The 26,921-nt window shown below is 62.7% G+C and carries 24 protein-coding genes; 13 read left to right on the top strand and 11 right to left on the bottom strand.

The annotated features are described in order from the left end of the window. The first annotated feature begins 89 nt into the window (after window positions 1-89). Complete coding sequence (locus tag YUO_RS0112120) at window positions 90-1,289, top strand: adenylate/guanylate cyclase domain-containing protein (protein WP_028347495.1); 1,200 nt, start codon at window positions 90-92, stop codon at window positions 1,287-1,289. 363 nt (window positions 1,290-1,652) lie between these two features. Beyond that, entirely contained in the window at window positions 1,653-3,953 is a 2,301-nt protein-coding gene (locus YUO_RS0112115) for an MHYT domain-containing protein (protein WP_028347494.1), read from the top strand. A 47-nt stretch (window positions 3,954-4,000) separates the two neighbouring features. On the opposite strand, the gene YUO_RS0112110 is transcribed toward YUO_RS0112115, so the two are convergent. Together YUO_RS0112110 and YUO_RS0112105 are read right to left on the bottom strand one after the other, a co-directional pair. After that, a complete protein-coding gene (locus YUO_RS0112110; protein WP_028347493.1) occupies window positions 4,001-7,111 on the bottom strand; it encodes an efflux RND transporter permease subunit in 3,111 nt (1,036 codons plus the stop codon). After that, complete coding sequence (locus tag YUO_RS0112105; protein WP_028347492.1) at window positions 7,108-8,286, bottom strand: efflux RND transporter periplasmic adaptor subunit; 1,179 nt, start codon at window positions 8,284-8,286, stop codon at window positions 7,108-7,110. Before YUO_RS0112105 ends, YUO_RS0112110 begins: the two co-directional genes overlap by 4 nt. Before the next feature lie 85 nt (window positions 8,287-8,371). Here YUO_RS0112105 and YUO_RS0112100 point away from each other — a divergent pair, with 85 nt between their 5' ends. Beyond that, window positions 8,372-9,010 carry a hypothetical protein gene (locus tag YUO_RS0112100; RefSeq protein WP_028347491.1) on the top strand — a complete coding sequence of 213 codons (639 nt, stop codon included), beginning with the start codon at window positions 8,372-8,374 and terminating at the stop codon, window positions 9,008-9,010. 226 nt (window positions 9,011-9,236) lie between these two features. On the opposite strand, the gene YUO_RS44715 is transcribed toward YUO_RS0112100, so the two are convergent. Then, a complete protein-coding gene (locus tag YUO_RS44715) occupies window positions 9,237-9,698 on the bottom strand; it encodes a hypothetical protein (protein ID WP_083754562.1) in 462 nt (153 codons plus the stop codon). Window positions 9,699-9,971: 273 nt separating this feature from the next. After that, complete coding sequence (locus YUO_RS0112090) at window positions 9,972-10,196, bottom strand: hypothetical protein (RefSeq protein ID WP_028347489.1); 225 nt, start codon at window positions 10,194-10,196, stop codon at window positions 9,972-9,974. A 430-nt stretch (window positions 10,197-10,626) separates the two neighbouring features. Between YUO_RS0112090 and YUO_RS0112085 the strand changes: the two genes are divergently transcribed. Both YUO_RS0112085 and YUO_RS40540 read left to right on the top strand, forming a co-directional pair. Then, window positions 10,627-11,304, top strand: coding sequence for a response regulator transcription factor (locus YUO_RS0112085; protein ID WP_028347488.1), 678 nt, complete (start codon window positions 10,627-10,629; stop codon window positions 11,302-11,304). Window positions 11,305-11,379: 75 nt separating this feature from the next. Then, window positions 11,380-12,744: a sensor histidine kinase gene (locus tag YUO_RS40540; protein WP_235782691.1), complete on the top strand. Its 1,365-nt coding sequence runs from the start codon at window positions 11,380-11,382 to the stop codon at window positions 12,742-12,744. A 17-nt stretch (window positions 12,745-12,761) separates the two neighbouring features. Here YUO_RS40540 and YUO_RS40535 read toward each other — a convergent pair whose 3' ends face one another. Further along, entirely contained in the window at window positions 12,762-13,055 is a 294-nt protein-coding gene (locus YUO_RS40535) for a hypothetical protein (RefSeq protein ID WP_035726603.1), read from the bottom strand. A 433-nt stretch (window positions 13,056-13,488) separates the two neighbouring features. On the opposite strand from YUO_RS40535, the gene YUO_RS0112070 reads away from it, so the two are divergent. After that, window positions 13,489-14,394 (top strand): RNA polymerase factor sigma-32, encoded by a 906-nt coding sequence (locus tag YUO_RS0112070; RefSeq protein WP_083754561.1) that lies wholly within the window; start codon window positions 13,489-13,491, stop codon window positions 14,392-14,394. A 63-nt stretch (window positions 14,395-14,457) separates the two neighbouring features. On the opposite strand, the gene YUO_RS0112065 is transcribed toward YUO_RS0112070, so the two are convergent. Further along, window positions 14,458-15,654 (bottom strand): acetyl-CoA C-acyltransferase, encoded by a 1,197-nt coding sequence (locus YUO_RS0112065; protein WP_028347486.1) that lies wholly within the window; start codon window positions 15,652-15,654, stop codon window positions 14,458-14,460. Between the two features lie 577 nt (window positions 15,655-16,231). Continuing rightward, window positions 16,232-17,065, bottom strand: coding sequence for a response regulator transcription factor (locus YUO_RS0112055; protein ID WP_028347485.1), 834 nt, complete (start codon window positions 17,063-17,065; stop codon window positions 16,232-16,234). A 321-nt stretch (window positions 17,066-17,386) separates the two neighbouring features. Here YUO_RS0112055 and YUO_RS40530 point away from each other — a divergent pair, with 321 nt between their 5' ends. The 4 genes from YUO_RS40530 to YUO_RS0112035 all read left to right on the top strand — a co-directional run bounded on the left by YUO_RS40530 (window position 17,387) and on the right by YUO_RS0112035 (window position 21,343). Next, window positions 17,387-17,938, top strand: coding sequence for a hypothetical protein (locus YUO_RS40530; protein WP_347335927.1), 552 nt, complete (start codon window positions 17,387-17,389; stop codon window positions 17,936-17,938). Window positions 17,939-18,174: 236 nt separating this feature from the next. Then, window positions 18,175-18,387, top strand: coding sequence for a hypothetical protein (locus tag YUO_RS0112045; protein ID WP_028347484.1), 213 nt, complete (start codon window positions 18,175-18,177; stop codon window positions 18,385-18,387). Window positions 18,388-18,626: 239 nt separating this feature from the next. Continuing rightward, window positions 18,627-20,663 (top strand): VTT domain-containing protein, encoded by a 2,037-nt coding sequence (locus tag YUO_RS0112040; RefSeq protein WP_028347483.1) that lies wholly within the window; start codon window positions 18,627-18,629, stop codon window positions 20,661-20,663. Beyond that, window positions 20,663-21,343 carry an endonuclease/exonuclease/phosphatase family protein gene (locus tag YUO_RS0112035; protein WP_028347482.1) on the top strand — a complete coding sequence of 227 codons (681 nt, stop codon included), beginning with the start codon at window positions 20,663-20,665 and terminating at the stop codon, window positions 21,341-21,343. Before YUO_RS0112040 ends, YUO_RS0112035 begins: the two co-directional genes overlap by 1 nt. Window positions 21,344-21,367: 24 nt before the next feature. On the opposite strand, the gene YUO_RS0112030 is transcribed toward YUO_RS0112035, so the two are convergent. The 4 genes from YUO_RS0112030 to YUO_RS0112010 form a co-directional block, all read right to left on the bottom strand. Beyond that, window positions 21,368-21,559 (bottom strand): hypothetical protein, encoded by a 192-nt coding sequence (locus tag YUO_RS0112030; protein WP_028347481.1) that lies wholly within the window; start codon window positions 21,557-21,559, stop codon window positions 21,368-21,370. A 90-nt stretch (window positions 21,560-21,649) separates the two neighbouring features. Then, window positions 21,650-22,345 carry a DUF3750 domain-containing protein gene (locus YUO_RS0112025; RefSeq protein WP_235782690.1) on the bottom strand — a complete coding sequence of 232 codons (696 nt, stop codon included), beginning with the start codon at window positions 22,343-22,345 and terminating at the stop codon, window positions 21,650-21,652. A gap of 244 nt (window positions 22,346-22,589) precedes the next feature. Beyond that, window positions 22,590-23,615, bottom strand: coding sequence for a YihY/virulence factor BrkB family protein (locus YUO_RS40525; protein WP_051379389.1), 1,026 nt, complete (start codon window positions 23,613-23,615; stop codon window positions 22,590-22,592). A 112-nt stretch (window positions 23,616-23,727) separates the two neighbouring features. Continuing rightward, a complete protein-coding gene (locus YUO_RS0112010; protein ID WP_028347479.1) occupies window positions 23,728-24,657 on the bottom strand; it encodes a dihydrodipicolinate synthase family protein in 930 nt (309 codons plus the stop codon). 110 nt (window positions 24,658-24,767) lie between these two features. Here YUO_RS0112010 and YUO_RS0112005 point away from each other — a divergent pair, with 110 nt between their 5' ends. The 3 genes from YUO_RS0112005 (at window position 24,768) to YUO_RS0111995 (ending at window position 26,710) form a co-directional block, all read left to right on the top strand. Continuing rightward, the gene (locus tag YUO_RS0112005; RefSeq protein WP_028347478.1) at window positions 24,768-25,952 is read left to right on the top strand and encodes a CaiB/BaiF CoA transferase family protein; all 1,185 of its coding nucleotides are present in this window, start codon (window positions 24,768-24,770) and stop codon (window positions 25,950-25,952) included. Between the two features lie 169 nt (window positions 25,953-26,121). Continuing rightward, window positions 26,122-26,376, top strand: coding sequence for an AbrB/MazE/SpoVT family DNA-binding domain-containing protein (locus tag YUO_RS0112000; protein ID WP_028347477.1), 255 nt, complete (start codon window positions 26,122-26,124; stop codon window positions 26,374-26,376). Continuing rightward, entirely contained in the window at window positions 26,330-26,710 is a 381-nt protein-coding gene (locus tag YUO_RS0111995; RefSeq protein WP_051379388.1) for a type II toxin-antitoxin system PemK/MazF family toxin, read from the top strand. The genes YUO_RS0112000 and YUO_RS0111995 overlap by 47 nt, the downstream gene beginning before the upstream one ends. Window positions 26,711-26,921: the final 211 nt, after the last annotated feature.

Below are 26,921 nucleotides of genomic sequence, written 5' to 3'. Positions count from 1 at the left end.
GCGCATTGCGGCGGGCTCCGTTGACGACGTCGCGCGGGGATACGACATATCCTGTACCGTCGATCCAGGTCACCGCTCAGGAGCAAGATATGAACGCGCCGCCAAAAATCGATCCCGTTGCCGCGCGTTCTGACCGGGACGTCCTGCACTGGCTGACAAACGACACGCGCGATGAGCGCTTCATTGACAATATTTTCGCAGAGCTGTGTATCCGGCTCCAGCGAGCAGGCGTTCCCGTCAAGCGGGCGTCGCTTCATATCCTGATCCACCATCCGCAATGGCTCGGCGCACGGATCATGTGGGCCGACGGGATGCGCGAGGCGGAGATTGCGAGGGTCGACTACGACGTCAGGGAGCGATCCGAATACATCGGCAGTCCCGCCAATGAACTCCATGACGGTGCCTCCGAGGTGCGCGAAAATCTCGAACGGGACCCGTCACTGGGCCGCAAGCATGCCGTCTTTGACGAGATGCGGGCGAAAGGCCTGACCGACTATGTGGCGTGGCCGCTATACCATACGCTCGGCAAGCGGCATATCGTGACCTTTGCAACCGACCGGCCAGGAGGTTTCGACGACGCGCATATCGCCAGCCTGTTGGAACTGTTGCCGGTTCTGGCGCTGGTCAGCGAAATCCGTGTCAAGAACCGGTTGGCGCGAACGCTGCTCGAAACCTATGTCGGGTCGCATGCCAGCGAGCTCATTTTAGCCGGCGCCACCAGGCGCGGCAGCGGCACGACGGTACGCGCCGCCATCATGATCTGCGATCTGCGTGATTTCACCAGGATCTCCGACAACTGGCCGCGCGATGACGTCATTGATCTCCTGAACGGCTATTTCGATGCGATGTCGGAGCCGATTGCCCGACACGGCGGGGAAATACTGAAATTCATCGGCGACGGTCTGCTTGCCATTTTTCCGCTGAGCCAGCCGTCGGCCTGCGCAAATCTGCTGCATGCCGTGGCTGAAGCCCGTCAGGCGATGCTTGCCCTCAACGAAAAAAACGGCGAAACCGGTCGTGAGCCGTTGAATTACGGCATCGGCGTCCACGTCGGAGACGTCATGTACGGCAATATCGGGTCGCGCAGCCGGCTCGACTTCACGGTCATCGGTCCTGCGGTCAACATGGCTTCGCGTCTCGAAGCCCTCACCAAACAGTTGGGAAAAACGGTGCTGCTGTCCCGCGCGTTCGCTGATTTCGTCGAAAACGATTTCGATCTCGAACGCGTCGGCGAATATCCGGTGCGCGGCTTCAACGACCCAATCGAGCTGTTTGCGTATCACGGCTGAACGACGATCTATCGCCGGGTGCCGGGCCGCCCAACGGGCCGCCAACATTGATTCGTGCGCAGGCCATTCAGCGCAGTCGCTCCCAGATGCTGCCGGAACCGATCCTCTGTCGAGGCTGCTTCTATTTGGAAGCGGCTGCCAAGCTATCGATGGGCTATGGGCCGTCTTGAGCTTTTCCAAAGGTGCCTTGAAATCATTGGATAATTTGGCTGATTTCGATTCCGCCATTCGGAAGTTCGATCCCTCCCGCCCCGGGCAGGCGCTCCGCCGAGTTCGGCCCCCTCAATGCCTTTCGGCGCGGGAACAATGCACGGCCGCAAGAACGGTGCTATTGAGATGCTTCCCTCTGCGTCATCGAACGGAATGCATCACCATCCAGGCACCCATGACCCCGTTCTTGTCGCGCTGTCAGTCCTGATCGCCGCGCTTTCTTCCTACACGGCACTGGATCTCGCGACCCGCATGCGAGCTGCTTCCGGTTCCGCCAGCCTGGGCTGGCTTGGGGCTGCGGCCGTCGCCATGGGTGGCGGCATCTGGTCCATGCATTTCGTCGCCATGCTGGCGTTCAGCCTGCCCGGCGTCGAAATTTCCTACGATCCACTCCTGACGCTGCTCTCGCTTGCGCTTCCCATTTTGGTCGCTGCAGCCGCGTTCGTCGTCGTTAGTCAGCGGTCGAACGCGCTCATCATTTCCGGCATCGGAATGGGGCTCGCGATCTCCGGCATGCATTACACCGGCATGGGCGCCATGCGGATGGCGGCTTCGATCCACTACGATCCCCTCTGGGTTGTGCTTTCCATCGCTATTGCGATCGGCGCGTCCATCATTGCGCTGTGGCTCGCCTTTCGCACGACGAGCGTGCTCGAGCGCATATCGGCCGGCGCCGTCATGGGCCTGGCGATCTCCGGGATGCACTACGCGGCCATGCGGGGCTCCTCCTTCGTTGCCACGGATGCCATTCTTGGCCGCGCAGTCCACGGCGCGGTTGGGCAAGCGCCGCTCGCGTTCCTGGTCGCCGGCACCACGATCATCGTCCTCGTCATCGGGCTCGCCGCGGCCGTGTACGACCGCGCCTCGGCAGAACGTGCCGATCGCGAAGCCGAGGCACTCAGGCGAAGCGAGGAGAAATTCCGCCTGCTGGTGGAGGGGGTGGCCGACCACGCCATCTTCATGCTCGATCCCGAAGGGCGGGTGGCGAACTGGAATCTCGGCGCACGCCGGCTGATCGGCTACGGCGACGAGATCATAGGTACCGACTACGCCATCCTTCACACCGAGGAAGACCGCGCGTCCGGAGTTCCTGATGCCGTGCTTCACGACGCAAAGCGGGAAGGCAAGTCGGCAGGCGAGGGCTGGCGCGTTCGCAAGGACGGTAGCCGCTTCTGGGCCGAGGCGACGATACGCGTGGTGCAAAACGAGCATGGCGAGGCAATCGGTTTCGCCAAGATCGTGCGCGACGTGACGGAACGGCGCCGAGCCCAGGAAGCGCTGGAGCGCACACGCGATGCGCTCGTGATATCGCAGAAGATGGAGACTGTCGGACAGCTTACCGGCGGCGTTGCCCACGACTTCAACAACATACTTGCCGTGATCCTGGGCAGCCTCGAACTGGCGAAGAAGCGCCTCCAGCCGGAAGATCCCAGGATTCACCGCCTGCTCGACAACGCGATTCAAGGTGCGCTGCGCGGCGCCTCGCTGACCCAGCGCATGCTGGCGTTCGCGCGCAAGCAGGACCTCAAGCCCGTCGTCGTGGATGTCCCGGAGCTGGTGCGCGGAATGGCGGCTCTCCTGAAGTTTGATCCAGCCATCCGGGTCGAGACCCGTTTTCCGATCGAGCTTTCGAAGGTGAAGGTCGATGCCAACCAGCTCGAGCTCGCGATCCTCAACCTCGCCGTCAACGCGCGCGATGCGATCGCGGCCAGTGGCGGGGTTATCAGCATCGCTGCACGCGAAGAGCATGCCATCGATGGCCTTGCCGAGGGACGATACGTTGCGCTCTCGGTGAGCGACACCGGATGCGGCATGGACGAGGAGACGCTCAGGCATGCGCAGGAGCCGTTCTTTACGACCAAGGGCGTCGGCAAGGGGACCGGTCTCGGCCTCTCGATGGTGAAAGGATTGGCCGAACAGTCCGGAGGCGTGTTGCTGCTGAAGAGCCGCATCGGCGAAGGGACCACGGCCGAGATCTGGCTGCCCGCCTCTCAGGAGGAAAAGCTGCCGGCGCCCCATGCGGCGGAGCCGTCGCGTTCCGCGTCCCGCGGCAGCCGCCCCCTTTCCGTGCTGGTCGTAGACGATGATCTTCTCGTCCTCGACAGTGTCGCTGCGATGCTCGACGATCTCGGCCACGCCGTGATCGAGGCGCGCTCCGGCGAGGAGGCAGTCCAGCTTCTGCACCGAATGCCGAAGATTGACATCGTGGTGACCGACTACGCCATGCCGGGGATGAACGGGTTGCTGCTTGCCGAGGCAGTGGCCGCCGAGCGTCCCGGCACGCCCGTGGTGCTCTGCACAGGGTATGCCGAACTGCTCGGCTCGACGCAGCCTCACTTGCCTCGCATCTCCAAGCCGTTCGACCAGGCGGCGCTGCTGGCCGCCATTGAGGAGGTGATGAGCGCGCAGGCAGCTTCGCGCTCGGTTGTGACCTTACACCCGAAGAGAGCCTGACAGTCGAATGGATCTCATCGCGTCTCAGTGAGCCGCCGGAACTCTCGTCACTCCGCCGGCATCACGTTGGAGCCCTCGTCAATCGCCGGCTCCTTCTTGCCGAACAGCCAGGTCTGCAGCCGGTCGAGATAGATGTAGACCACCGGCGTCGTGTACAGCGTGAGAAGCTGCGACACGGCCAGTCCTCCGACGATGGCGTAGCCCAGCGGTTGGCGTATCTCGGAGCCCGCGCCGGTGCCGAGCATCATGGGAACGCCGGCAAGCATGGCTGCCATCGTGGTCATGAGGATCGGCCGGAATCGCATGACGCAGGCGCGATAGATGGCGTCTTCCGCCGACAATCGCTCCTGTTGGCCGACATGCAGGGCGAAATCGACCAGCATGATGCCGTTCTTCTTGACGATGCCGATCAGCAGGATGATGCCGACGATCGCGATCACGCTGAGATCGAGGTGAACCGCCATCAGCAACAACAGTGCTCCGAGCCCCGCCGACGGCAGCGTCGAGATGATGGTGATGGGGTGGATCAGGCTCTCATACAAGATGCCGAGGATGAGATAGATCACGAACAGCGCCGCCACGATCAGGATCGGCGTTGTCGATAGGGAATCGCCGAACGCCTGTGCGTTGCCCTGGAAGCTGGTCTGCAGCGAAAGCGGTTTGCCGAGCTGCTTCTCGATATTCTGGATGGCGCTGGTCGCCTGGCCGATCGCCGTGCCGGGGAGCAGGTTGAAGGAGATCGTCACCGACGGAAACTGTCCCTGGTGATTGACCACGAGCGGGGCGACCTTGACCACGCTGTCGACCAGCGTCGATAGCGGCACCTCCTGGCCGGTTGAGGATTTGACATAGATTCCGGTCAACGCCTCGGGCGAGTACTGGAATTTCGGATTGACCTCCATGATGACGTGGTACTGATTCAGGGTCGTGTACATCGTCGAGACGATGCGCTGGCCAAAGGCGTCATCGAGCGTGTTGTCGATGGTGAAGGGCAGGATGCCGTAGCTCGAAGCCACCTCGCGCTTGATGGAGATGTCGAGCAGGGGACCGGAATTGAGCTGGTCGGTCGCGACGTCGGTGATGCCGGGGATCTTCTTGATCCTGTCGAGGAACAGCGCAGCCCAGTGATTCAGCTCACCGGGATCGGCATCGCCCAGCGTGTACTGGTACTGGGTTTTCGAGACGCGTCCGCCGATGGTGATGTCCTGCGCGGCCTGCATATAGAGCGTTATGCCCTGGATCTTGGCCAGGTTGGTGCGCAGGCGGGCGAGCACCGTTTCCATGCTATCGCGCTGCTTGTAGGGCTTGAGCGCAATATAGATGCGGCCATTGTTGACCGTGGTGTTGCCGCCGCCGGCGCCGATCGCCGAGCCGACGGATGCGACGGCCGGATCCCGCGTGATGGCATTGAGCAGCGCCTGCTGGCGCTCGGTCATCGCAGAATAGGAAATATCCTGGGCGGCTTCGGACAGGCCGATGATCAATCCGGTGTCCTGCTGCGGAAAGAAGCCTTTGGGGATGACGACGTAGAGATAGCCGGTCAGCCCGATGGTCGCAAACATCGTCAACAGGGTGATGAAACGGTGACGAAGCACGATCTTGAGACCGGCCTCGTAGACTCCGAGTAGTGAATTGAAGCCAGCTTCGAGGATGCGGAACAACCGTCCGTGCGTCCTATTTTCCGGCTTGAGCAGCCGCGCGCACATCATCGGCGTCAAGGTCAGCGAGATCAGGAGCGACAGCACCAGGGCTACACTGACGGTGACGGCAAATTCGCGGAACAGCAGCCCGACATATCCGCCCATCAGGAACAGCGGAATGAAGACCGCGATCAGCGACAGCGTGATCGACATGATGGTGAAGCCGATCTCGCCGGCGCCCTTCAGCGCCGCCTCGAATGGTGTGGCGCCGCCTTCCATGTGCCGCACGATGTTCTCGATCACGACCACGGCGTCGTCGACCACGAAGCCGACGGCGATCGACAACGCCATCAGCGACAGGTTGTCGAGGCTGTAGCCGAGCTCGTAGAGGACAGCGAACGTGCCGATTAGCGACAGTGGAACGGTGACCGCCGGGATGACCGTTGCCCAGAAGTTTCTCAGGAAGATGAAGATCACCATCACCACCAGCGCAACCGTCAGCATCAGCGTGAACTGAACGTCGTGGATGGATGCGCGGACCGTATCGGTGCGGTCGGAGATGACGTTGACCTTGATCGCGGGCGGGATCGAGGCCTGCAGCACCGGCATCTCGGCCTTGATCCGCTCGACAGTGTCGATGACGTTGGCGCCGGGCTGGCGCTGGATCGCCAGGATGACGGCGCGCCGGTTGTTGTACCAGCCGGCGATCAGGTCGTTTTCCGGCGCGCTGACGGCGCGGCCGACATCGCGGATGCGAACCGGCGAGCCGTTCCGGTAGGCGATCACGAGATTGGCGTAGTCCTCCGCCTTCAAGAGCTGATCGTTGGTGTTCAGCGTATAGGTCTGGCGCGGGCTGTTGAGCGTGCCTTTCGGCAAATCGACATTGGCCTGGCCGAGCGCCGTGCGGACGTCCTCGAGATTGATGCCGCGTGCGGCAAGCGCCTGCGGATCGAGCTGCACGCGCACGGCGGGCTTCTGCTGGCCGCCGATGCCGACGAGGCCGACGCCCGGAATTTGCGATATCTTCTGCAGCAGAATGTTTTCCGCGTACGCATCCACCGTGGTCAGCGGCAGGCTGTCCGATGTGAGACCGAGCACCAGGATCGGCGTGTCCGCCGGATTGACCTTGCGGATGGTGGGCGGATAGGGAATGCCGGGCGGCAAGAAGGGACTCGCGGCGTTGATCGCCGACAGCGTATCGCTGACCGTTCCGTCGATCTGGCGGTTCAGATCGAACTGCAGCGTGATCTGGGTGAAGCCGAGTGCGCTCGCCGACGTCATCTGGAGGAGACCCGGAATCTGCCCGAACTGGAGTTCGAGCGGTGTCGCTACCGACGCCGCCATGGTCTGCGGGTCCGCGCCCGGCAACTGCGCCGTCACCTGCAGCGTCGGGTAGTTGACATTCGGCAACGCCGCGACCGGCAGCAACGGGTAGGCAATGAGGCCGCCGACCAGAAGGCCGACCATGAGGAGCGCCGTTGCGATCGGCCGGTGGATGAAGGGCGCGGATATGTTCATGGGATCGTCGCCTGTTGCGCTTGCTGTGCCGCTGCTTCCTCGGCCGCTTCGCCGTGCAGCAGCGTGACATGTGTGCCCGGCTGCAGCCGGTATTGTCCGTCGACGACGACCTGTTCGCCGGCCTTCAAGCCGGAATCGATCAGCGCCTCGCCATCGGTGATCTGTGCGACCTTGACGGGGCGCATCGCGACCGTGCTGTCGGGCTTGATGACATAGGCATAGGCGCCGTTCGGACCCTGCTGTACGACCGAAGCAGGGACGGTCAGCCCGTTATGTCGGGTCGTGACAAGCAGCCGCGCATTCACCAGTTCACCCGGCCACAGCTCGCGAGACTTGTTGGGGAAGGTTGCCTTGAGCTGGATCGAGCCGGTCGTCTGCAGGATCTCGTTGTTGACCAGCGCGAGCTCGCCCCGGCCTAGCTGCAGGGTGTCATCCTGATTGTAGGCGAGGACTGGAAGCGGTGTCCTGGTCGCTTGCTGTTCTTTGAGGATCTGCGGCAGCACGCCTTCCGGCAGCGTGAAGATCAGCGAGATGGGATCGAGCTGCGTCACGACGACGAGCCCGTTGGCCGTGGTCGGGCTGATGATGTTGCCGACGTCGATCTGGCGAATGCCGACCACGCCGTCGATCGGCGAAGTCAGACGCGTGTAGCTGAGTTGCACCTTGGCCGCCTCGATCAGCGCCTGGTCGGTCTTGATCGCGGCCTCGAGCTGGCCGACCTGCGCCTTCTGGGTTTCGATCAGTTGCGGCGTGGCCCAGCCCTTGTCACCGAGTTGGTTGTAACGGGTGAGATTGGCGCGGGCATTGGTGAGCTGGGCCTGATCGCGCTCCAGGTTGCCCTCGAACTGGTCGATCTGAGCCTGATAGGGGCGCGGATCGATTTGCGCGAGCAAGTCGCCGGCATGGACGGTCTGCCCTTCGGTGAAATTGATGCTGATGAGCTGACCCTGGATCTGGGCTCGCACGACATCGGTGTTGTACGCGATCACGGTACCGACGCCGTTCTGGTAGATCGGCACGTCATGCTGCGCGACCACGCCGGCCACGACCGGAACCGGAGGTGGCGGCGCGGCCGCGACAGCGGCTTTGAACACGTCGGCGTGCGTGAAGTAGAGAAGGCCGCCGGCAGCGACGGCGCAGAACAGGACTGCGGGTATTGCGACTTTCTTTTTCATGGCTGCTTCTCGCGCGTGGGTTTCCGCTCAACGGAACATCGTGGCGGCGGTTGATAGGCCTGGTATTGTGCTCGGCGCCCCTGTGATGTTCGGTATCCCCGTGATGGCGTCGGTGGACGCGGCGACGGCCGTCGTGTTCGGTGCAGGCAGCGTGACGGCGGGCACCGTCGGGATTGTCGGCGCGATGGTGCTGATGGTGGGCGCGACGCCGATGGTCGGCACTGCCGCAGCGGAGCTGACGCCGAGATTGGCGATCTCCGTCGAACCCATTGGAATTCCGGTTCGCGCCACGCCGCCCGGCGCCACCGGAGACATCGGCGTCGATGACGCTGCAAGATTGCCCGAGCCTGCGCCGCACATGCTCGATGTCCCCGAGGTATCGATCAGCGCCGATGTCGGCGGAATGCCCGATGACGACATTCCCGATGAATTTGCCGCTCCCGCCATCGGCATCGCGGACATCGTGCTCTGCGGTGTGACCGTCCCGACCGCCACGCCGCCGCCGTCGAAGGTCGCAGCCGATCCAAACATCGTCGACGGTGCCGTGCCGATCGTCGAGCATACGGAGCTGCCGATTGTGCCGGTCTGGTCGGCCGGTGCCGGACTCACGCCGGGTGAGGCGATTTCCGTTGCGCCGAGCGGGATGCCAGTGCCGCCGACCGGCGCGCTTGGCACCATGCCCAGCGGCGAAGTCGCCGCCAGCAAAGGCGTCGGCATCACCTGAGCCTGCTGCGCAAAGGCCGGGCCGCACAGCAAGGCAGAGGCTGCCGTGATCATCAGGAAGCGTTTCATGTTGCTCTCCAGTACCGTTCGACCGGCACGACAACGCGTGGCGCGAGGTCCACGCGATATCCTCAGGGCTATTGGGGGATCGGTCCGGAGGACGTTTGAAGAAAGCAGGAAAACGTCCTCCGAACTCACAGCCTGCGCGCAGGTCCTGCGCGGCGGGTTCAGCTACAGCTCAAGGGCAAGGGGCTGTAGGGGTGCAGGTAGTACCAGTCATAGCAATCGGGATAACCGTAGTACCCGTAGCCGTATCCCGGCCCGTACCTGTCGAAACGATGCACGGCGTGCTGGTGGAGTCCGAAACCATGCGCGCCGATGTGGCCAACGCCGATGTGGCCACCGCCGAGACCTCCCAGATGTTCGCCGACGCCTATGCCGCCGATATGGGCGCCGCCACCAAAGCCTCCGATGTGGCCTCCGCCGCCAAAGCCTCCGATGTGGCCTCCGCCGCCAAAGCCGCCCATGTGGCCACCGCCACCGAAGCCACCGCCCATATGGCCGCCGCCACCGAAGCCGCCGCCAAAACCTCCGCCGTGGCCACCACCACCACCGCGGGCCTCGGCCGCGCCCGCCACCAGACTCGAAGCGAGAAGAGCCGTTGCCAGTATCGTGAACATTCGTTTCATCGTGACACTCCTTTCAGTCAGATTGCTCGGCGCCGTGGCGCCCGAGCTTCAACGGGTCGCGCGAACAAAACGTCGGATGAGTGACAGGTAGGTGCGATGCACAAGGCATCCATTAAATTCGGCGTTAGTCTTCGCCGCCTTGGCATTCACGAACAGGAGCAGCCGCAGCAGATATGCGTCAAAGGAGAACACGTTGGCGCGGGCAAAAGAAGACGGGCCGGCGGGATATCCGCCAGCCCGACATGTTCATTGTTGGGTCGTAACGAGAGCGGATCAGTAACCGGTGTTGGGTTCGCAAGGCGGGTTGGTCCACGGCGCCGTGGCATAGGCGCCGACGCGCGGAGCGCGGACGCAGCTACCGCTTTCGTCGCGATGCATCGTCGACATCACGCGGCCATTGGCATCGGTTACGACATGCCGCGTGTTGGCGGCCAGTACCGGAGTGGCGAAGGTGGCTGCGGTGAGCAACACAGCCGATAGAAGTTTGACTTTGCGCATGGGTGTTCTCCATAGGTGAGGGAAGCCAGGCCGGCTTCTTCCTGTGACGTGCGGCTGGCCCGCCGTCGTCCAAAGCGAATATCGCTTCACGCGCTCTCAACTCGGCGTGAAGGTCATGCGGGTCCCGATCTGTCCGACATCGCGCCGGCTGATCGGACAATGCAGGCCCGCCGATTCATTAAATTGCTATTTATTGGCGCAACGGGCCGCCGACGGCTAACTGTTTCGAGCGGGCCCTGCCGTGCTCGTCCCGAGGCGGCGGAATGGCCGCCTGGCGGATGGCGCCTGCGGGATCTGGTAGGGATCGCGGCGCTGTCTGGCTCCCCTGAACCGTGAGACTTGTGCGCGTCGCCATGGCATTATCGGTTGCCCAGCGTATCATTGCCGCCTGGCGTCGAGAGGGTATCTTGATAGCAATCGGATCGATCGGATGACGAAGGTTCTCCTCATAGAAGATGACGGCGAGACGGCAGGGGAAATCACGGCCGAACTGGCCGATCGTGGCTTCGAGGTAGCATGGTCGGCCGACGGCCTGGATGGTCTTGCCAAGGCGCGCGACCTGCGGCCGGACGCCATGATCGTCGACCGCCTGCTGCCGGGAATGGATGGCCTCACCGTCATCGAGTCCTTGCGGAAAGATCAGGTGCGCACGCCGGTGCTGGTGCTGAGCGCGCTTGGCGCGGTCGATGACCGCGTGCGCGGATTGCGGATGGGGGGCGACGACTACCTCACCAAGCCGTTTGCGATCGTCGAACTCGTTGCGCGCATCGAGGCGCTGCTGCGCCGCCCGCCGGAAACGCGGGAAACCAACCTGCGGGTAGGGCAACTCGAGCTCGACCTGATCGAGCGGACGGCAAAACGCGGCGAGCGCAGGATCGATCTCTTGCCGCGCGAGTTTCGCCTGCTCGAATACATGATGCGGCGGAGCGACCAGCTCTTGACGCGCGCGATGCTGCTCGAAGAGGTCTGGAATTACAAGTTCGTGCCCGCCACCAACCTGGTCGACGTTCATATGGGCCGCGTGCGGCACAAGGTCGACGGTCCGGGCGACGCCCCGATGATTCAAAATGTCCGCGGCGCAGGGTTCATTCTTCGTGCCGTGCCCTGACTGATTTTTAGCGATCGTACCGGGCGCTCGCGCCGTCGGGCAAGGCAACCGGACGGCAGGATTGGGAAGCTTCAGTTGCAGTTCATACGCTCGAAGACGTTCCACTGGACCACGGTGCTGGCGGGCCTGTTCGCGATCTTCGTCACGATTTTGTTCGGTTTCATCTACTTCAGAATCGACGATTACCTGATCGCGCGATCCGATAGCATGATCACGACGCAGATCGGCTTCTTTGCCGGATTGCCGCGCGAGCGTCTGATCGGTGCGCTCAATGATCATCTCGGGCAGGATTCCCGCGGCGTTCAGTTCTCCGGCGTGTTCGACGCGCAGGGGAATCGGCTGGCCGGCAACGTCGCAGCCCTGCCGGACGGGCTCGACATCGGGGCACCGGCGCGGAGCATGCCGCTGGTGCGCCTTGATGACAAGGAAGCCGGTGTGACAGACGTCAGAACCGTCGCGCGGCGCCTCGAGAACGGCGACATATTGGTGGTCGGACGGAACGTCGACGAAACGGCGGAAGTCTTCAGGGTCGTCGGCGCGGCGCTGGCGCTTGGCCTGTTGCCTGCGTTCTGTCTCTGGTTGCTGGCCGGCGCCTGGTTGAGCGCGCGCGCCCACAGGCGGGTCGAGGAGGTCAACCTGCGCGTCCAGCGCATCATCGCCGGAGATCTACGCGAGCGGCTGCCGCACAAGAACGTCGATGAACCGTTCTCGCGGCTCGCCGCCATCGTCAACCGCATGCTCGATGAGCTGGAGACCATGATCAACGCGCTGGCCGGCGTCGGCAACGACATCGCCCACGATCTGCGAACGCCGCTGACGCGCGCTCGTCTGACGCTCGAGCGCGGCCGTACCAACGCGACGACCCTGGAGCAACTCCAGGAAGTTGTCGACAAGGCTATCGCCGGCATCGACCAGTCGCTGTCGATCGTCACGGCGCTGTTGCGGCTTGCCGAGATCGAGAACAGCCGCCGCTCGTCCGCGTTTGGCGACGTTGCGCTCGGCGACATGCTGCGCGAGGTCTGCGACATGTACGAGCCGATAGCCGAAGACAAGCAGATCGCGCTGAGCGTGAACATAGCCGACAAGTTTTCCGTGCGCGGCGATCGCGACCTGCTGCTGGAGGCGGTGGCCAACCTCGTCGACAATGCCATCAAGTTCACGCCCTGGAGCGGCAGGGTCGAGCTCGCGCTGCTGCGCGGTGAGAGCGAGACCATCTTGCGCGTGACCGATACGGGTCCAGGGATCAGCGCGCACGAACATGACGCCGTCTTGCGCCGGTTCTATCGCTCGGACAAGATTCGCAACACGCCGGGCATCGGCCTCGGGCTCAACCTGGTCTCTGCAATCGTGAAGCTGCACGGCTTTCGCCTGATCATCCACGCCGGCCCGGGAGGCCGGGTGGAGATCGTTTGCCCCGATGAGCAAGGTGGCCGGACATAGGTCGCTATCCGCCAACGTCACCCGTGCCGGCGGTCATCATGCTCGGCGCGGGATGCGTGGTGGACACGCCGACGCTGCCAGACGCTGGGGCCGGCCATGCCGCTTTCCCTTTCGTTGTAGGCCTGCATCACCGAGGGCGGCAGCCCTTCCATCCTGTAAGCCGGCGTCGGCGCACCGCCATTCAGCACGTCCAGATTCGGATAGAAAAATGCAAAACTGCCTGGCTCCTGGATGGCTTCTTGCGCGAAGGCAGGCGCTGCCGCCATCATGGACAGCAATCCTGCGACAGCGATGGTCTTGATCGAGCTCATTGTCTTTCTCCATATCATCTACGCGGCAGTTCGCTGGACGCGCACGCGCAGTCACATGCCGCAACGGGCGCGTGTTCTTTTCGAATGCGAACTGCTCGCTTGAGGCTGCATCCAGGCAGCGGATGCATGACGGAGATGTAGGGCGGGCGCGACCGCGTCCCACTAAATTGCCTTTTACAAATCTCGACTGATCTTGAGCCGTCTTGCAAAGCGTTTGCAGAGGGAGCGGTCGTTTCGAATTCGCTTGAGCTGCAGAAGCTCGCGCTCGACGCTTCGCGATCTCGTTCTGGAAGGAAAGCGTGCGATTTTGAATCGAGATAAGAGCTGCACGAACGCTAACAGCGAATTTAGATTCCTCAATTCCAATTTAATGGCTGCATCGCGGCGTCTTTCCTAGGGTCGCTCTGCCGGACCCGATGGATTGGAGCCACCCATGAACGCCCACAGCACGACCATACTGTCAGACAGGCGCGAGCCGCTGACTGGAGACAGATCGCGAGATATCGTCGATGAATATGCCACGCTCATCAAGCGATACGCTCTGCTTGAACAGACGCGCGAGCAGCAGCTTGCCCGGCGCTGGCAGCAGCACCGAGACCGAAGCGCTACCGATGCGCTCGTCACCAGCCATCTCCGGCTCGCGGCCAAGGTGGCGCGCCGCTATCAGCGATACGACCTGCCGCTTGCCGATCTGATCGGGGAAGCCAATCTCGGCCTTGTCATCGCGGCCTCGCATTTCGAGCCGGGCCGTGGCGCCAGATTCTCCACCTACGCATTGTGGTGGATCAAGGCCGCGATCCACGATTACATTCTGCGGTCGCGCTCGCTGGTCAAGATCGGGACGACGGCCGCTCAGCGGAAGCTGTTCTTCGGGCTCAGGCGCGCCGTGCGCAAGTTCGGCGGCGACAGGACGGGCCTTACGCCGGAGGTGGCCGAGGCTGTCGCGCGGGAGCTCGCGGTCCCCGTTCGCGATGTGATCGAGATGAGCAGCCGTCTGACAGGCGACCTTTCCCTGAATGCATCCGTCGATGATGACGGGCCTACGGAATGGGAAGCGAGGCTGGTCGACCCTTCGCCGAACGCGGAGGCTATGATCGCCGAACAGGATGAAGGCGGGCAACGGGCGAGGGCGCTCCATTCGGCCCTTGATGTGCTGACGGCGCGGGAGCGCCGCGTGTTCGAGGCCCGGCGGCTTCGCGAGGATCCGCCGAGTCTGGAAGAGCTCGGGCGTGAACTGTCGATTTCCGGCGAGCGCGTGCGGCAGATCGAAGCTTTGGCCTTCGAAAAGGTGAGGCGTGCGGCGACAAGGCGCTTGAGACATGCCGCCCTGGCAGCTTGAGGCGTGGCCCGAAAACGGCGAGCGACACCTTTGGCGCCGCTCGCGATCTTTCCGATCGTCCGATCAGCGAACGGCGCGCTCGACGGCGATCGCGGTCGCTTCTCCGCCGCCGATGCAGAGCGCAGCGATACCGCGCTTTAAGTTCCGCGCTTCCAGCGCATGCAGTAGCGTCACGATCAGTCGCGCGCCAGTGGCGCCGATCGGGTGGCCGAGCGCGCAGGCGCCGCCATTGACGTTCAGTTTTTCTCCGGGAATGCCGAGATCCTTCTGCGCCGCCATCGCCACCACCGCGAACGCTTCGTTGATCTCGAACAGGTCGACGTCGGAAACAGCCCAGCCGACCTTGTCGAGCAGCTTGCGGATCGCCGGGATCGGCGCGGTGGTGAACCATTGCGGCTCCTGGCTGTGGGTGGCGTGGCCCTTGATCTCGGCGAGCACCGGCAGCCCGTCGCGATCGGCGAGCGAGCGCTTGGCCAGGATCAGTGCGGCGGCGCCGTCGGCATTCGCGGAAGAGGCGGCCGGCGTGATGGTGCCGCCCGCGCGGAACGCGGGCTTCAATCCGGGAATCTTGGCGGGGTCGACCTTGAGCGGATGCTCGTCATTGGCGATGACGCGCGAACCCGCTTTCTCGGCCAATGTAATCGCCGCGATCTCGGCCCTGAAAGTGCCGCCCTCGACCGCCTTGCGGGCGCGGGTCAAGGTCTCCATCGCGTAGGCGTCCTGGTCCTTGCGGGTGAACTGATAGGCCTCCGCGGTGGCCTCGCCGAAGTCGCCCATCGAGCGGCCGGTCTCGTAGGCGTCTTCCAGCCCGTCCATCATCATGTGATCGATGATCCGGCCATGCCCGGCGCGATAGCCGCCGCGCGCCTTGGCCAGGAGATAGGGCGCGTTCGACATGCTTTCCATGCCGCCGGATAGCACAATCGAGGCTGAACCGGCATTGATGATATCGTGCGCCAGCATCGTCGCCTTCATGCCGGAACCGCACACCTTGTTGACCGTGGTGGCGCCGGTGGCGTCAGGCAGTCCGGCGCCGCGCGCAGCCTGGCGTGCCGGCGCCTGGCCCTGTCCGGCCGGCAGCACGTTGCCCATGAACACCTCCTCAATCCGCTCCGGCGCGAGTTTCGCCCGTTCCAGCGCCGCTCCGATCACGTGAGCGCCGAGCCTGTGCGCGCTGAAGGGGGACAACTCACCCATGAACCGGCCAAGCGGCGTGCGGGCGGCGGAAAGGATGACGACGGGATCGGGGCTTGCGGCCATTGCGGGTTCTCCTGTTCGATCGCTGTTATATGACGATAGTCATATATTGCGGCATTGCAATAGAATACCGCCGCTTTCCGCAACCAGGCGCTAGATGCGTTTTCCAGCGAAAGCCTGCCCGGACTTGATCCGAGGTGGACCGGTTCGCGTCAAGAAAACGCGTCAAAACAAGATCTAGAGCCCGGTTTTGGTTCAATCAGGAAAAGGCTCTAGCTGACAGATCGCCGGAGGAATTGCCGCGAGTTCCGGCAGGAGCGATGACAGGGAAATGAGGGGTGACCTCCCCAGCGCCCTATCTTTCGTTTCCCTATATCGTAAGGATTATCACCAATGATCCGTTATCTACTCCAACGCGCTCGTTGTGACAGCGACCGGTTCCCTGTTTCATTTCCGCGGGGGACGATGCAATCCACTTCGAAAACGGAACTTGGATGACGCCCATGATGCGCCCATGGCTCCACATCCGAAGTCAGCCAGGCGCAGATTCTCTTCTACTGATGATTTCTTGTGTGCGGATCGCAGAAGCGCCGATCCAGGATGGCTCGATGGCAACCGGCGCAATGCCGAAAATCAACTGCTAGTGAGATAAGGATGACCTGATCGTCATGGGTGAATCCGGAGTAATGAGTTCGACGGGACTGTCGAAGGAGACGCGCGCCGCGGCGATCGCGACCTGGGTCCGGTTGCTCACGCCCAGCTTGCGCATGATTTCGCGGACATGGACTTTCACCGTCGTTTCGGTCATGCCGAGCTTGCGACCGATCACCTTGTTGGGATCGCCTTGGCAGAGGCAAGCCAGCACCGCGCACTGCCGCTCGGTAAACTCGGGCGCGTGCCGCGTGCCGTTTGGGCCATGGTCGCGCTGCACGCTTACCGCCTTGCCGTAGAAGAGGGACCCTGGCTGGTCGTAAGGACCGTCCTCCGGCCCGAGAGGGGGCGCCCGCGTCTGTTGTTCAGGCTCCGGAAGCGCTTGCTCCTGGGACAGGTCCGGTTGTCTGTATTCGAGAGGCGCCGGCGGGCTGAAGGTCTGGCTGGCCAGGATGGCGGTGGCCGGAAAGTAGGTGCCGCCATGGAGGACGAATGAAAGGGCGTGCAACGCAAGCTCGGGCGCCATGGAATTGCTGAAGTAGCCCCGGGCTCCGCAACGGATCGCGGCGAGAACGGTGGCGGGGTGTTCATCGTCGGAGATGATGGCAAGTGCCGCCTCCCGGCGAAGGGTATGCAGCACCTGTATCTCGGTGAAGACCTCGTGGGGAGAGGGGGCGCCGACGCTGTAAATCAGCATCTCGCAGGCGCTCCGCTCGATAAGCCTCGTGTGCGCCTCATCGGGATCGAGCGAAATCAGCTCGACCTGTTCGTTGCTGGCCCAGGGACTTAAGAAACTCTCCGCTCGAGCTCGTCGAAAGGCCATTGCGTCTACAATAAATACAGTCTTCTTGCGTGGGACTGACATAACGCGCCCCCGGATTTAATACCGATGATATCGATAGATTCCTTCAGAACCGCACAGAGTCGCTGTGAATTAGTTCACTCTGTATCTTAATTGTTCAAAAAAGACTTTACCCTCGTTAACGGGGGATGCCAAGAAGACCGAATGTCACCGGATGTCGTCAAAAACTGGTCATTAAAGCGTGTTTTCTCATTCCTCGACTGCAAGCGGGTACGATAGTATTGTTGTCGACCTCGCACGGCGCGGATGTTTGTCAGCAAGCTGCCCCCAAAACGGATTTCGATGCTGGCCGCCGCTGCTCCGGCTTCCGCAGATCGCCGCACATTCGTTCTCGCCCTGATGGGCAACCTGATCTGTAGCTGGTCGAATAACGAAGGTCTCTTCATCTACGTTCTGATGATCCTGTTGCGGACCGACGAAGCGTCAGCCGCCGTCGTGTTCGCCACGCTGAATACCACCCGCGCGAGACTCGATCTGATCCAGCAGTTGGTCAAGATCAGAGTGACCGACAAGGCTCTCGCTAGGAGTCTGACCGCACTTGTCGAGCGCTTTTCGGAATCCACCAAGGTTCGAAATGAATTGAAATCACTGCATGCTCATCTTCGACTCTTCGGGCGCCATCACCCATACCCAATCGATGCGATTGGCGGAAACAAAGTCCGGCCTCAGATTCGGAGAGATAAGGCGCTGGATGAAAGCCGGCTGCAGGAGATGCTGCGGACCACCAACGAGATGACGAAGATCAACCGCGATATCTGGGATTTCCTGCCGCGCCTCGAAGCGCATGTCTGCGGCGGTGCGCAGCCGCAAGGCCTTCCTACCAACGTCGCCTAGCTCGACCCGGTGACGGAGGTTCATGCCGTCGTCCCGGCCTCATCTGCATTTTCGAACCTCCAAAGCACAGCCTGCGTCGATGGTTGAATATCGCAAGATACCGCGACTGATCGCATGCGTGCATGTTGTTGGCGAACGTGTGGCGTCATTCTGACCAAGCCGCTTGGCCAAGGATGCGATTGCCCAAACAGCCACCCGATCACCGGACTTCGTTGCCTGAACGGACACGCGTCAGGATGAGCGCACTCGGAGTGGCGCGATGCCCAAAGTTCGCCGGCCGGGAAGGGGTGATCATCGGCTCCGGCCGCTATCGCAGCACCGTCCGCATCATGTTCGACGGTTACAAGTCGCCGATCTCGCTGCACAGCACCTACGTCGAACCGGTGGTTGAGGAAGAAAGTGCCTCCCGCCCGGGCCGGAACGCTACGCCCCCCGGATCTCGCCGATAGGAGCAACCGGCGCTAGCGTGCGTGTCCGGTGATTCAACCGCGCCGAAGGCGGATGGAAGGCCGCAGGTTCCGGCTGGCTGGAACTGTCGCGGCTGCAGATCGTTGGATTGGCATCGGGCGAACATTCGTTCGTGATCCCGAACGGGTTTTCTCATCTATTGCCGAGGTGCCGTCTGCTGCAAAGCTCATCCATCCTCATTCCTGGCGAAACCGTCTGGAGAAGGTGCAAGGCAGGGCGGTTGACAATCCTCAATGATGCCGCCGCATATTTCGCCGCTTTGCGGGAAGCGCTACTGCTCGCAACCCGGCAGGTGTACATCATCGGCTGGGACATCCATAGCCAGACCCGGTTTGTCGGGCCCTCCGGGTACGCCGACGACGGCTATCCGCAAGAGCTCGGTGCGTTTCTGAAAGCGCTGCTAAAGGCGAAGCCCGATCTGCGGATCAACATCCTGATCTGGAATTTCCCGCCCCTCTACGCCGCGGAGCGGGAATGGAATTCGGCCGCCAAGTTCACCGCGCACGCGTCGGACCGGCTGCGCTTTTGTTTCGACTCCAGCCTTCCCTGGGGCTCAGCGCAGCATCAGAAGATCGTTGTCATTGACGGTGCGCTTGGCTTCGTCGGCGGCCTCGACCTGACGATCCGGCGCTGGGACACCAGCGCGCACGAAGCCCATCATCCGCTTCGTACCGATCCCGACGGTAAACCCTATCCGCCGTTTCACGACGTGCAGTGCATGGTGGATGGCGAAGCTGCGGCCAGTCTGACGGAAGTGGCGGAGAACAGGTGGCGCGCCGCCGGCTGCACGGTCGAAAAAACCGCCGCGATCAAGGGCGAGCGCTGGCCGGCCTCGGTCCCGGTGCAGTGCCGGGGAATGACGGTGGGCATCGCCCGGACCGAGATAGCCACCGCAGGCAGTGGCGGCGTGAACGAAGTCGCGCGGCTGTTCGAAGCGTCCATCAATGCGGCCGACCGCTTCATCTATATCGAAAACCAGTTCACCAGCGCCACCGACATCGCGCGCCTCCTGGCGCAGCGGTTGCTGGACGTGCCGCAGCTCCGCGTCCTGATCGTCATGCCGAAGATGCATTCGTCCTGGTTCGAATCGCAGGCCATGCAGAGCGGGCGCGGCGGATTTATCGCCCGGTTCGTATCGGCAGGCGTCATGGACCGGGTCCGCTTTGTCTATCCATCGACGCGCGATGCCGAACAGACGGCCGCGGTCATGGTGCACAGCAAGGTGATGATCGTCGACGATCGCATCCTGCGCGTGGGATCGGCCAACCTCAACAATCGCTCGATGGGGGCGGACACCGAATGCGATCTGGCCTTCGAGGCGACCTCCGAGGCGCATTGTGAATATCTCGCCTGGCTTCGCCGTAGTCTGATCGGACATTTCTGCGGCGTCGATGAACGCGAAATCGAACGCCACGAAGCCGACCTGTTCGGATTTGTCGACCGCCTGGCGGAGGATGATGGCCCGAAATCGTTGCAGCCGATCGATCCGGCCGCGTCGGTCGGCGGCGTGGCGGTCATGGTGCAGCCCGTGGCCGATCCCAGGGAACCGCTTCACCTCGACCGCGCCGCCAATCGCATGTGGACGGCAAAAACCATTTTGGCGGTATCCGGCCTCGCTGCGGCGCTCGCCGGCCTGGCGCTGGCCTGGCAGTACACATCGCTGCGCGATTTCGCCGATGTCGGCTTCGTCTCCTCGATCATCTCGCAACCCGCGCGGTCGCAATTCGCGCCGCTGTTTGCGATTGCCGCCTTCGTCGTCGGCGGGCTGGTGGTTTTTCCGGTGCTGGTACTGATCGCCGCGACCTCTGCGGCGCTCGGGCCGTGGATGGGTTTCATGAGCGCGAGCGTCGGCGTGCTACTCAGTGCGCTCACGCTGTTCTCGATCGGCCGCGTGCTGGGCCAGGCGCGCTTGCAGCGGCTGCTCGGGCGACGGGCCGCCCGGGTTCAGAGCAGCATTGTCGGCAGGGGGATTGTGGCAGTCGCCATGATCCGGATGGTGCCGATCGCTCCGTTCTCGATCGTAAACGTGGTGGCGGGCGCCAGCAAATTGAGCCTGCGCGATTTTATGCTCGGCACCGTGCTCGGCATGGCGCCGGGAATCGCAGTCATGGCCGCGCTCGGCGCGCAGATCGCGGATCTGGCGCGAAACGCCTCTTGGATCAATGTGCTGCTGCTGGCGCTGGCGATCCTCGCCTGGATCGCACTGTGCCTTGGCGTGCAGTTCCTGGTGACCTGGCTGGCGGAGCGTAGAACGTGATGACTACGATTCGCATCATGACATGGAACGTTCACGGCATCTTCCACCTCAATCCCGGGTTTGATTTGGATGGCGTCTGTTCCGTCATTCGCCACTGGTCGCCTGACATCGTGGCGCTGCAGGAGGTCGACTCGCGCGGGAGAACCAACGATCCCTTTGCGCTTCTGGCGAAAGCCGTCGGCGACCACAGCGTCGATGCGCGATCGATCGTCACCGAGGACGGCGACTACGGGCAGGTGCTGCTGAGCCGCTGGCCGTTCGCCGAGCCCCCGAAAATCTCCGACGTCTCGTATCAGGAGCGGGAGCCCCGCAGAGCCATTGCCGCGCGCATTTTGTCTGATCATGGCGAGGTGAGGGTTATTGCCACGCATCTCGGCCTCAGCATCCATGAAAGGCACGCCCAGGCGCATGCCCTGGCCGAGCTGGTGCAGCCGACGCGGACGCTCGTGCTCGGCGATTTCAATGACTGGTTCTGGGTGAAATCGGTGCGGGGCGTGCTGGCGCGGATTTGCCCGGTCCGAACGCGGTTACGGACATTTCCGGCGCGCTTGCCGATGATGCGGCTCGACCGAATCTACGCGTCGCCCGATCTCGTGATCCGTTCGGCCTGGACCGATCGCAAGGCGCGCTCCTATTCGGACCATCTTCCCGTCATCGCGGATGTTGCGTTTCCGGAATAGAGGTTAGGCGTCAGGTGGGTTTGCTCAGTCGGGTTTGGCCGGGTGCTGCGTTCTCGGGTGGCGCTCATGCAGCAGCACGGCCAGATCGTGACGCAACTCGGAGCGGTTGCGCATCGCGGTTTCGAACAGCGCCTCCTGAATGTCCCGGGGCATGTCGCCCCAAACCGCAATCGCGGCCTTGCCGAGCAATGATGCAAAGGTCTGTTCGTCGGTCATGTCGATCCTCCCGATTTTCGACGTTTGACCGAAACGAAGGTTCCCCAAGGACTGGAATCAATCCGATTTCGTCGGTCGTCGATACCGAGATCACGAGCCAAGCGGCAGCCCGAGCCGGCCGACACCCGGCAGTTTCAGTGCGGGGCGGCGGATGTCGAAGCCGAGAACGCCTCCGAAAAAATTGAGTTCGATGCCTTCGATCCATCCGATCGTCAGCCCAAGATAACCTCCGAGCGAAGCAAACACGCCGGTCCGCGACGGCGTGAAGCCAGCCCAATTGCCATGGTAAGGATAATCCTTGCCGATCGCCGTCGGCGGCAACACCGCTTCAAGTTCCGGAACTGCATCCAGTATCGCCTGGATGAACGTGTTGGAGTTCGGACCCGGCCAGGCGCTGTAATCTCCATTGGCGCGAAACCTGTAAGTCTCGATGACCGAGCGGATTTTGGGAATCAGCGCTTCCGCTTTCGGACCATCGACGCGGACGACAGTTTCGGGAATCTCGCCAAACCAGCGCCCGTCGGCCTGGAATCCGTCGATCCGGATCGGTTCACCCCAGGCCGTGTAATCGTAGCGGCTGTAACGGCTGGCCCCGCGCTCCTTCACGACGATCCAGGTGTGGACTGCGAATATCCCGCGCCAGCGTACCGTCCTTGCCGCGAACACCCTGATCACGGCATCGGTGTGTTCGGAAGCTTTGGCAAGAAGTCCGGCGCTTGAACGGTCCGCCGTTTGCCAGTTCATGCGCCTGTCGCCGAGCAGGTATTTCACGGCGGAAACAGCCATGGGAACGAGCATGAGCAGAAGGAAAATGACGAGGTATTTCTTCACGGCGGGAAGTCAATGTGCGCGGGCCACTTGATGTAATGGCTTCAACTCTGATTTCCAGTTCAGCGCTGCGCAATTCCGCGATCAAAAACGGAGAACGCCGAGCGCAAAAAGCAGGCCGATGGTCACGGCCGCCGAAATCAACAGCGAGCCAAGACATCCCAGCCTGTTCGAGAAAAACAGGAACACTACGCTTCTGCGTCTATGATTTCGCTTCTCCGACCGTGTCGGCCATCTTCGCCCCACGCTGGCCCAACGGCTTGTTTCCGCCCTCCATGCTGTCGGCTGCAGTTTGATGCTCGATCTCCGCATTGAGTTCGGCACCGAGCAACACGACGATCGTGGATATCCACATCCACATCATCAAGCCGATCGCGGCACCGAGCGAGCCGTACGTCGCGTCGTAGTTTGCATAATTGGAAAGGTAGAACGACAGCAAGGCCGATCCCGCAAGCCACGTCAGCGTTGCAACCACGCTGCCGACGCTCAGCCAGCGCCATTGCGGCGAGCGGCGGCTTGGTCCGAACCGATAGAGCACCGCGAGGCCAAACAGCATCGTCAGGACCAGGATAGGCCAGCGTCCGAATCGAAACAGCGCATCGGTGACGGCCCCGAGCCCGAGTGTGGACAGAACGATCGGAAGTGCCACGACCGAGCCGATGGCGAGAAGCACGGCGACCAGCCCGCCAAAGGTGAGTGCGAGGGAAACCGCATTGAGCTTGAAGAAGCCGCGCTTTTCGTCCTCGTCATAAACCACATTGAGCGCATCGATGATGGCCTTGATGCCACCATTGGCGCTCCACAGGGCAAACAGGAAGGAGAACAGAAAAGCCAACCCCAGCTTGACGTCGCCCTTGGCGAGCACCCGGTCGACCTGGTCTCTGACGATGCCGAGCGCGCCCTCCGGCAGGATGCCCGCAAGCATTGTCATGTGATCGTTGATCGTACTTGCCTTGGCGAACAGCGCGTAGGACGAGACGAGGGCGGTGATCGCCGGGAAAAGGGCAAGCAGGCCATAGAAGACGACGCCTGCAGCGACAGCGAGCAGCCGGTCTTCGCCGACCTGCTGGTAGGTCCTGATCAGGATATCCTTCCATCCCCTCCAGGGAATTTGCCATGGAGATACCGCGCGGCGGCCGCGGCCCTGATCGCCTGGAGCTCCTGAAGTATCCGGCTCGCCCTCGGCTGGCTCTGGCTTCGTTTCGTGCAGGTAACTCACATGGCTCATGACGAACCGTCCCGCGTCTCTACGCTTTTAATGCGCAGAGAGCGGCGACGTTCCTGATTCAAGTCGCGAGGAGCAGGTGCCGAAGGCGGTGCTGGTCGATGGCGGCTATCGATTACCGCCCCCAGCGCAACACCACGGGATCGAGCTGGCGGGCGATTTCGATGAGACCGGCGCGCGCCGCCGGGTGAACCCTTTGCAGGGGATGACGAACCGCGTCCGAACCGATCACGCCGCCTTCCTTCATCAGTATCTTGGCGGCCTGCAAGCCGCACTGGCGGTTCTCGTAATTGATCAGCGGCAGCCAGCGCGCATAGGCTGCCATCGCTTCCTCGCGTCGGCCTGCGAGATAGGGATCGATGATCTGCCGGATGCCGTCAGGGTAGCCGCCCCCCGTCATGGCGCCGGTTGCGCCGGCGTCGAGATCGGCCATCAGCGTGATCGCTTCCTCGCCGTCCCAGGGACCTTCGATGTGGTCGCCGCCGGCCGCGATCAGATCGCGAAGCTTCGCCGCCGCCATCGGCACCTCGATCTTGAAATAGCGGATATTCGGAGTTTCCCGCGCCATGCGCGCCAGCAGGTCGACCGAAAGCGGCGTCCCGGCAACGGGCGCATCCTGGATCATGATGGGAATGTCGATGGCGTCGGAGACGGTGCGATAGAACTCGAAAATGGCCTTTTCTGGCACGCGGAACGTGGCGCCGTGGTACGGCGGCATGATCATTACCATCGCCGCGCCCGCGTCCTGGGCCTGGCGGCTGCGCTCGGCGCAGATGCGCGAACCGAAATGCGTCGTCGTCACGATCACCGGCACGCGGCCGGCGACGTGCTCCAGCACCGCGACCATCACCTTTTCGCGCTCGGCATCGGTGAGGACGAACTGCTCGGAGAAATTGGCCAGAATGCACAGGCCGTTCGAGCCGGCGTCGATCATGAAATCGATGCAGCGCCGCTGGCCTTCGAGATCGAGCTCTCCCTGATCGTCGAAGATGGTCGGAGCGACGGGGAAGACGCCGCGATAGGGCCGTTGTGCAGTCGGGGTCATTTAGGGATGTTCCGTTCGAAAGGGATCAGTGATTGTATGGCCGTCCCATTCATTCATCAACATGATAGAAGGCTCGACACAATCGGGCAGCCGGACAAGGAAAAAGACCGATGGGGGGAGTTCTGGAGGGCATTCGTGTCCTCGATTTCGGGCGTTATATCGCAGGACCGTATTGCGCGACATTGCTGGCGGAGTTCGGTGCGGAAGTCATCCGGGTGGAAAAGCGCGACGGCAGCGAGGACCGTTTCGTGGCGCCGGTCGGCGAAGGCGGCGAGGGCGCGCTGTTCCTGCAGGTCAACCGCAACAAGAAATGCATCACGCTCGATCCAATGAAGCCACAGGGTCAGGAGGTGATGCGCCGGCTGGTTGCCACCGCCGACGTCGTGGTCGCCAACTTGCCGCCGCAGACGCTGCGCGCGATGAAGCTCGACTATGACTCGCTGAAGGCGATCAAGCCGGACATCATCCTGACGACTGCGACCGCTTTCGGTGGGCCGGGGCCATGGTCGGACCGCGTCGGCTTCGACGGCGTTGGCCAGGTGATGTCGGGCGCGGTCTACATGACGGGCAAGGGCGATCCGCCGTACCGTGCCGCAGTGAACTGGGTCGATTTCGGCACCGCGCTGCATTGCGCCTTCGGCACGCTCGCCGCGCTGATCGAGCGGGCTAAGTCCGGGCGCGGGCAGATCGTCGAGGGCGCGCTGCTCGCGACCGCGCTGTCCTTCACCAACGCAACGCTGATCGAGCAGGCGGTGATATCAGCCAACCGCGTGCCCACGGGCAATCTCGGCCAGACCGCGGCGCCCGCCGACATCTACCGCACCAGGGACGGCTGGGTGCTGTGCCAGGTCACCGGCCATCCGCTGTTCATCCGCTGGGCCAGATTGATGCGAGAGGATCACTGGCTCAGCGATCCGCGTTTTGCCGACGACATCAAGCGCGGTGACCACGGCCCCATCATCAGTGAGCGAATGGCGCGCTGGTGTGCCGAGCGAACCACGCAGGAAGCCGTCGATACGCTTGGCCAAGCGATGATCCCGGCCGGTCCGGTCTTGAGCCCGCAACAGGCGCTGGAGCATCCGCACATCCGCGCCGCCGGTTTCATGCAGGATGTCGATTATCCCGGCTTGCCGAACCCCGCGCCAGTGGCGCGCGCCGCAGTGCGGCTGTCGGAGACATCAGGCGAAATCGTCACGCGCCCGCCGACGCTCGGCGAGCACACCGATCGCGTGCTGGCCGATATCGGTTACGACGCGGACGCGATCGCAGCGCTGCGAAGAGACGGGATCATTTAACATGTAGGGTGGGCAAAGGAGCGTAGCGACGTGCCCACCATCTATCGTAGAGCGGCGCCTGTCGATGGTGGGCACGCTTTCCGGCCCTATGTCCGGCCGGTCCGGGGCACACCACTTGACCAACTCTCGGCTCGTATCTACATTGTATCATCAATGTCGGAGCCCGAACATGAAGGTAGCATTTCAGAAGTGGGGCAACAGCCTGGCACTGCGGGTGCCAAAAGCATTCGCTGACGAAATCGGTGCCAGCGATGGCAAGGCCGCCGAAATGACCGTGAGCGAGGGTAAACTGGTGATCGAGATCGCCCGGTCGCCACGGCGCAAGCGTCGCTACACACTCGACAAGCTGGTTGCCGGTATAACGCCGGACAATCGTCATGAAGAGATTGATTGGGGGCCGCCCGTTGGCAACGAAGTCTGGTAATTACTGTCCGGAGGCCGGCGATTTCATCTGGATCGATCTTGATCCTACTGTCGGCCACGAACAAAGCGGCCGACGACCGGCCATCGTATTATCACCGCACAACTACAATGCGGCGGCCGGCCTTTGCGTGATCTGCCCAATCACCAGCCGTGTACGAGACTATCCTTTCGAGGCCAAGCTGCCTGAAGGCGCCAGCTTCCGTGGCGTTGTGCTGGCCGACCAACCCCGCAGCATCTCTTGGGAAAAACGACCGATCCAACATGCCGGACGAGCACCAGACATCGTGCTAACCGAAGTGCGCGAACGCTTGGCAGCGTTGCTCGGCATCGACTGAACTCCCCGTTCATCTGCGACGCGCCCTCTGAATGAGAGGGCGGGAAGTTGAGAGCAAACCTCGGGCGCCGAGAACGCTCACGCATACTCACTTGTCGTCACCCGCGAAGGCGAAGGCGGGTGAATTCCAGAGACAGCAGTGATCGAACGGATAAGCCGCGGCGTACTGGATCCCCGCCGGAGCCTGTCATCGGGCGCGCATTCGCGCGACC

Origin of the sequence: Bradyrhizobium murdochi, from assembly GCF_000472965.1 — a bacterium.
In the GTDB taxonomy this organism is placed as follows: Bacteria; Pseudomonadota; Alphaproteobacteria; order Rhizobiales; family Xanthobacteraceae; genus Bradyrhizobium; species Bradyrhizobium murdochi.
Note: the sequence above shows the minus strand (reverse complement) of the source record. Positions and strands in the feature narration are given on the sequence as shown.

What these genes read in the sequence shown, in the direction of transcription:
- YUO_RS0112010 (WP_028347479.1), bottom strand. Translation starts at nt 24,657, where the DNA reads ATGACCCCGACTGCACAACGGCCCTATCGCGGCGTCTTCCCCGTCGCT.
- YUO_RS44715 (WP_083754562.1), bottom strand. Translation starts at nt 9,698, where the DNA reads ATGAAACGAATGTTCACGATACTGGCAACGGCTCTTCTCGCTTCGAGT.
- YUO_RS0112085 (WP_028347488.1), top strand. Translation starts at nt 10,627, where the DNA reads ATGACGAAGGTTCTCCTCATAGAAGATGACGGCGAGACGGCAGGGGAA.
- YUO_RS0112045 (WP_028347484.1), top strand. Translation starts at nt 18,175, where the DNA reads ATGAGCGCACTCGGAGTGGCGCGATGCCCAAAGTTCGCCGGCCGGGAA.
- YUO_RS0112005 (WP_028347478.1), top strand. Translation starts at nt 24,768, where the DNA reads ATGGGGGGAGTTCTGGAGGGCATTCGTGTCCTCGATTTCGGGCGTTAT.
- YUO_RS0112035 (WP_028347482.1), top strand. Translation starts at nt 20,663, where the DNA reads ATGACTACGATTCGCATCATGACATGGAACGTTCACGGCATCTTCCAC.
- YUO_RS0112065 (WP_028347486.1), bottom strand. Translation starts at nt 15,654, where the DNA reads ATGGCCGCAAGCCCCGATCCCGTCGTCATCCTTTCCGCCGCCCGCACG.
- YUO_RS0112110 (WP_028347493.1), bottom strand. Translation starts at nt 7,111, where the DNA reads ATGAACATATCCGCGCCCTTCATCCACCGGCCGATCGCAACGGCGCTC.
- YUO_RS0112070 (WP_083754561.1), top strand. Translation starts at nt 13,489, where the DNA reads ATGAACGCCCACAGCACGACCATACTGTCAGACAGGCGCGAGCCGCTG.
- YUO_RS0112030 (WP_028347481.1), bottom strand. Translation starts at nt 21,559, where the DNA reads ATGACCGACGAACAGACCTTTGCATCATTGCTCGGCAAGGCCGCGATT.
- YUO_RS0112055 (WP_028347485.1), bottom strand. Translation starts at nt 17,065, where the DNA reads ATGGCCTTTCGACGAGCTCGAGCGGAGAGTTTCTTAAGTCCCTGGGCC.
- YUO_RS40525 (WP_051379389.1), bottom strand. Translation starts at nt 23,615, where the DNA reads ATGAGCCATGTGAGTTACCTGCACGAAACGAAGCCAGAGCCAGCCGAG.
- YUO_RS40530 (WP_347335927.1), top strand. Translation starts at nt 17,387, where the DNA reads ATGCTGGCCGCCGCTGCTCCGGCTTCCGCAGATCGCCGCACATTCGTT.
- YUO_RS0112090 (WP_028347489.1), bottom strand. Translation starts at nt 10,196, where the DNA reads ATGCGCAAAGTCAAACTTCTATCGGCTGTGTTGCTCACCGCAGCCACC.
- YUO_RS0112120 (WP_028347495.1), top strand. Translation starts at nt 90, where the DNA reads ATGAACGCGCCGCCAAAAATCGATCCCGTTGCCGCGCGTTCTGACCGG.
- YUO_RS0112100 (WP_028347491.1), top strand. Translation starts at nt 8,372, where the DNA reads ATGTTCGGTATCCCCGTGATGGCGTCGGTGGACGCGGCGACGGCCGTC.
- YUO_RS0112115 (WP_028347494.1), top strand. Translation starts at nt 1,653, where the DNA reads ATGCATCACCATCCAGGCACCCATGACCCCGTTCTTGTCGCGCTGTCA.
- YUO_RS0111995 (WP_051379388.1), top strand. Translation starts at nt 26,330, where the DNA reads ATGAAGAGATTGATTGGGGGCCGCCCGTTGGCAACGAAGTCTGGTAAT.
- YUO_RS0112105 (WP_028347492.1), bottom strand. Translation starts at nt 8,286, where the DNA reads ATGAAAAAGAAAGTCGCAATACCCGCAGTCCTGTTCTGCGCCGTCGCT.
- YUO_RS40535 (WP_035726603.1), bottom strand. Translation starts at nt 13,055, where the DNA reads ATGAGCTCGATCAAGACCATCGCTGTCGCAGGATTGCTGTCCATGATG.
- YUO_RS0112000 (WP_028347477.1), top strand. Translation starts at nt 26,122, where the DNA reads ATGAAGGTAGCATTTCAGAAGTGGGGCAACAGCCTGGCACTGCGGGTG.
- YUO_RS0112025 (WP_235782690.1), bottom strand. Translation starts at nt 22,345, where the DNA reads ATGGCTGTTTCCGCCGTGAAATACCTGCTCGGCGACAGGCGCATGAAC.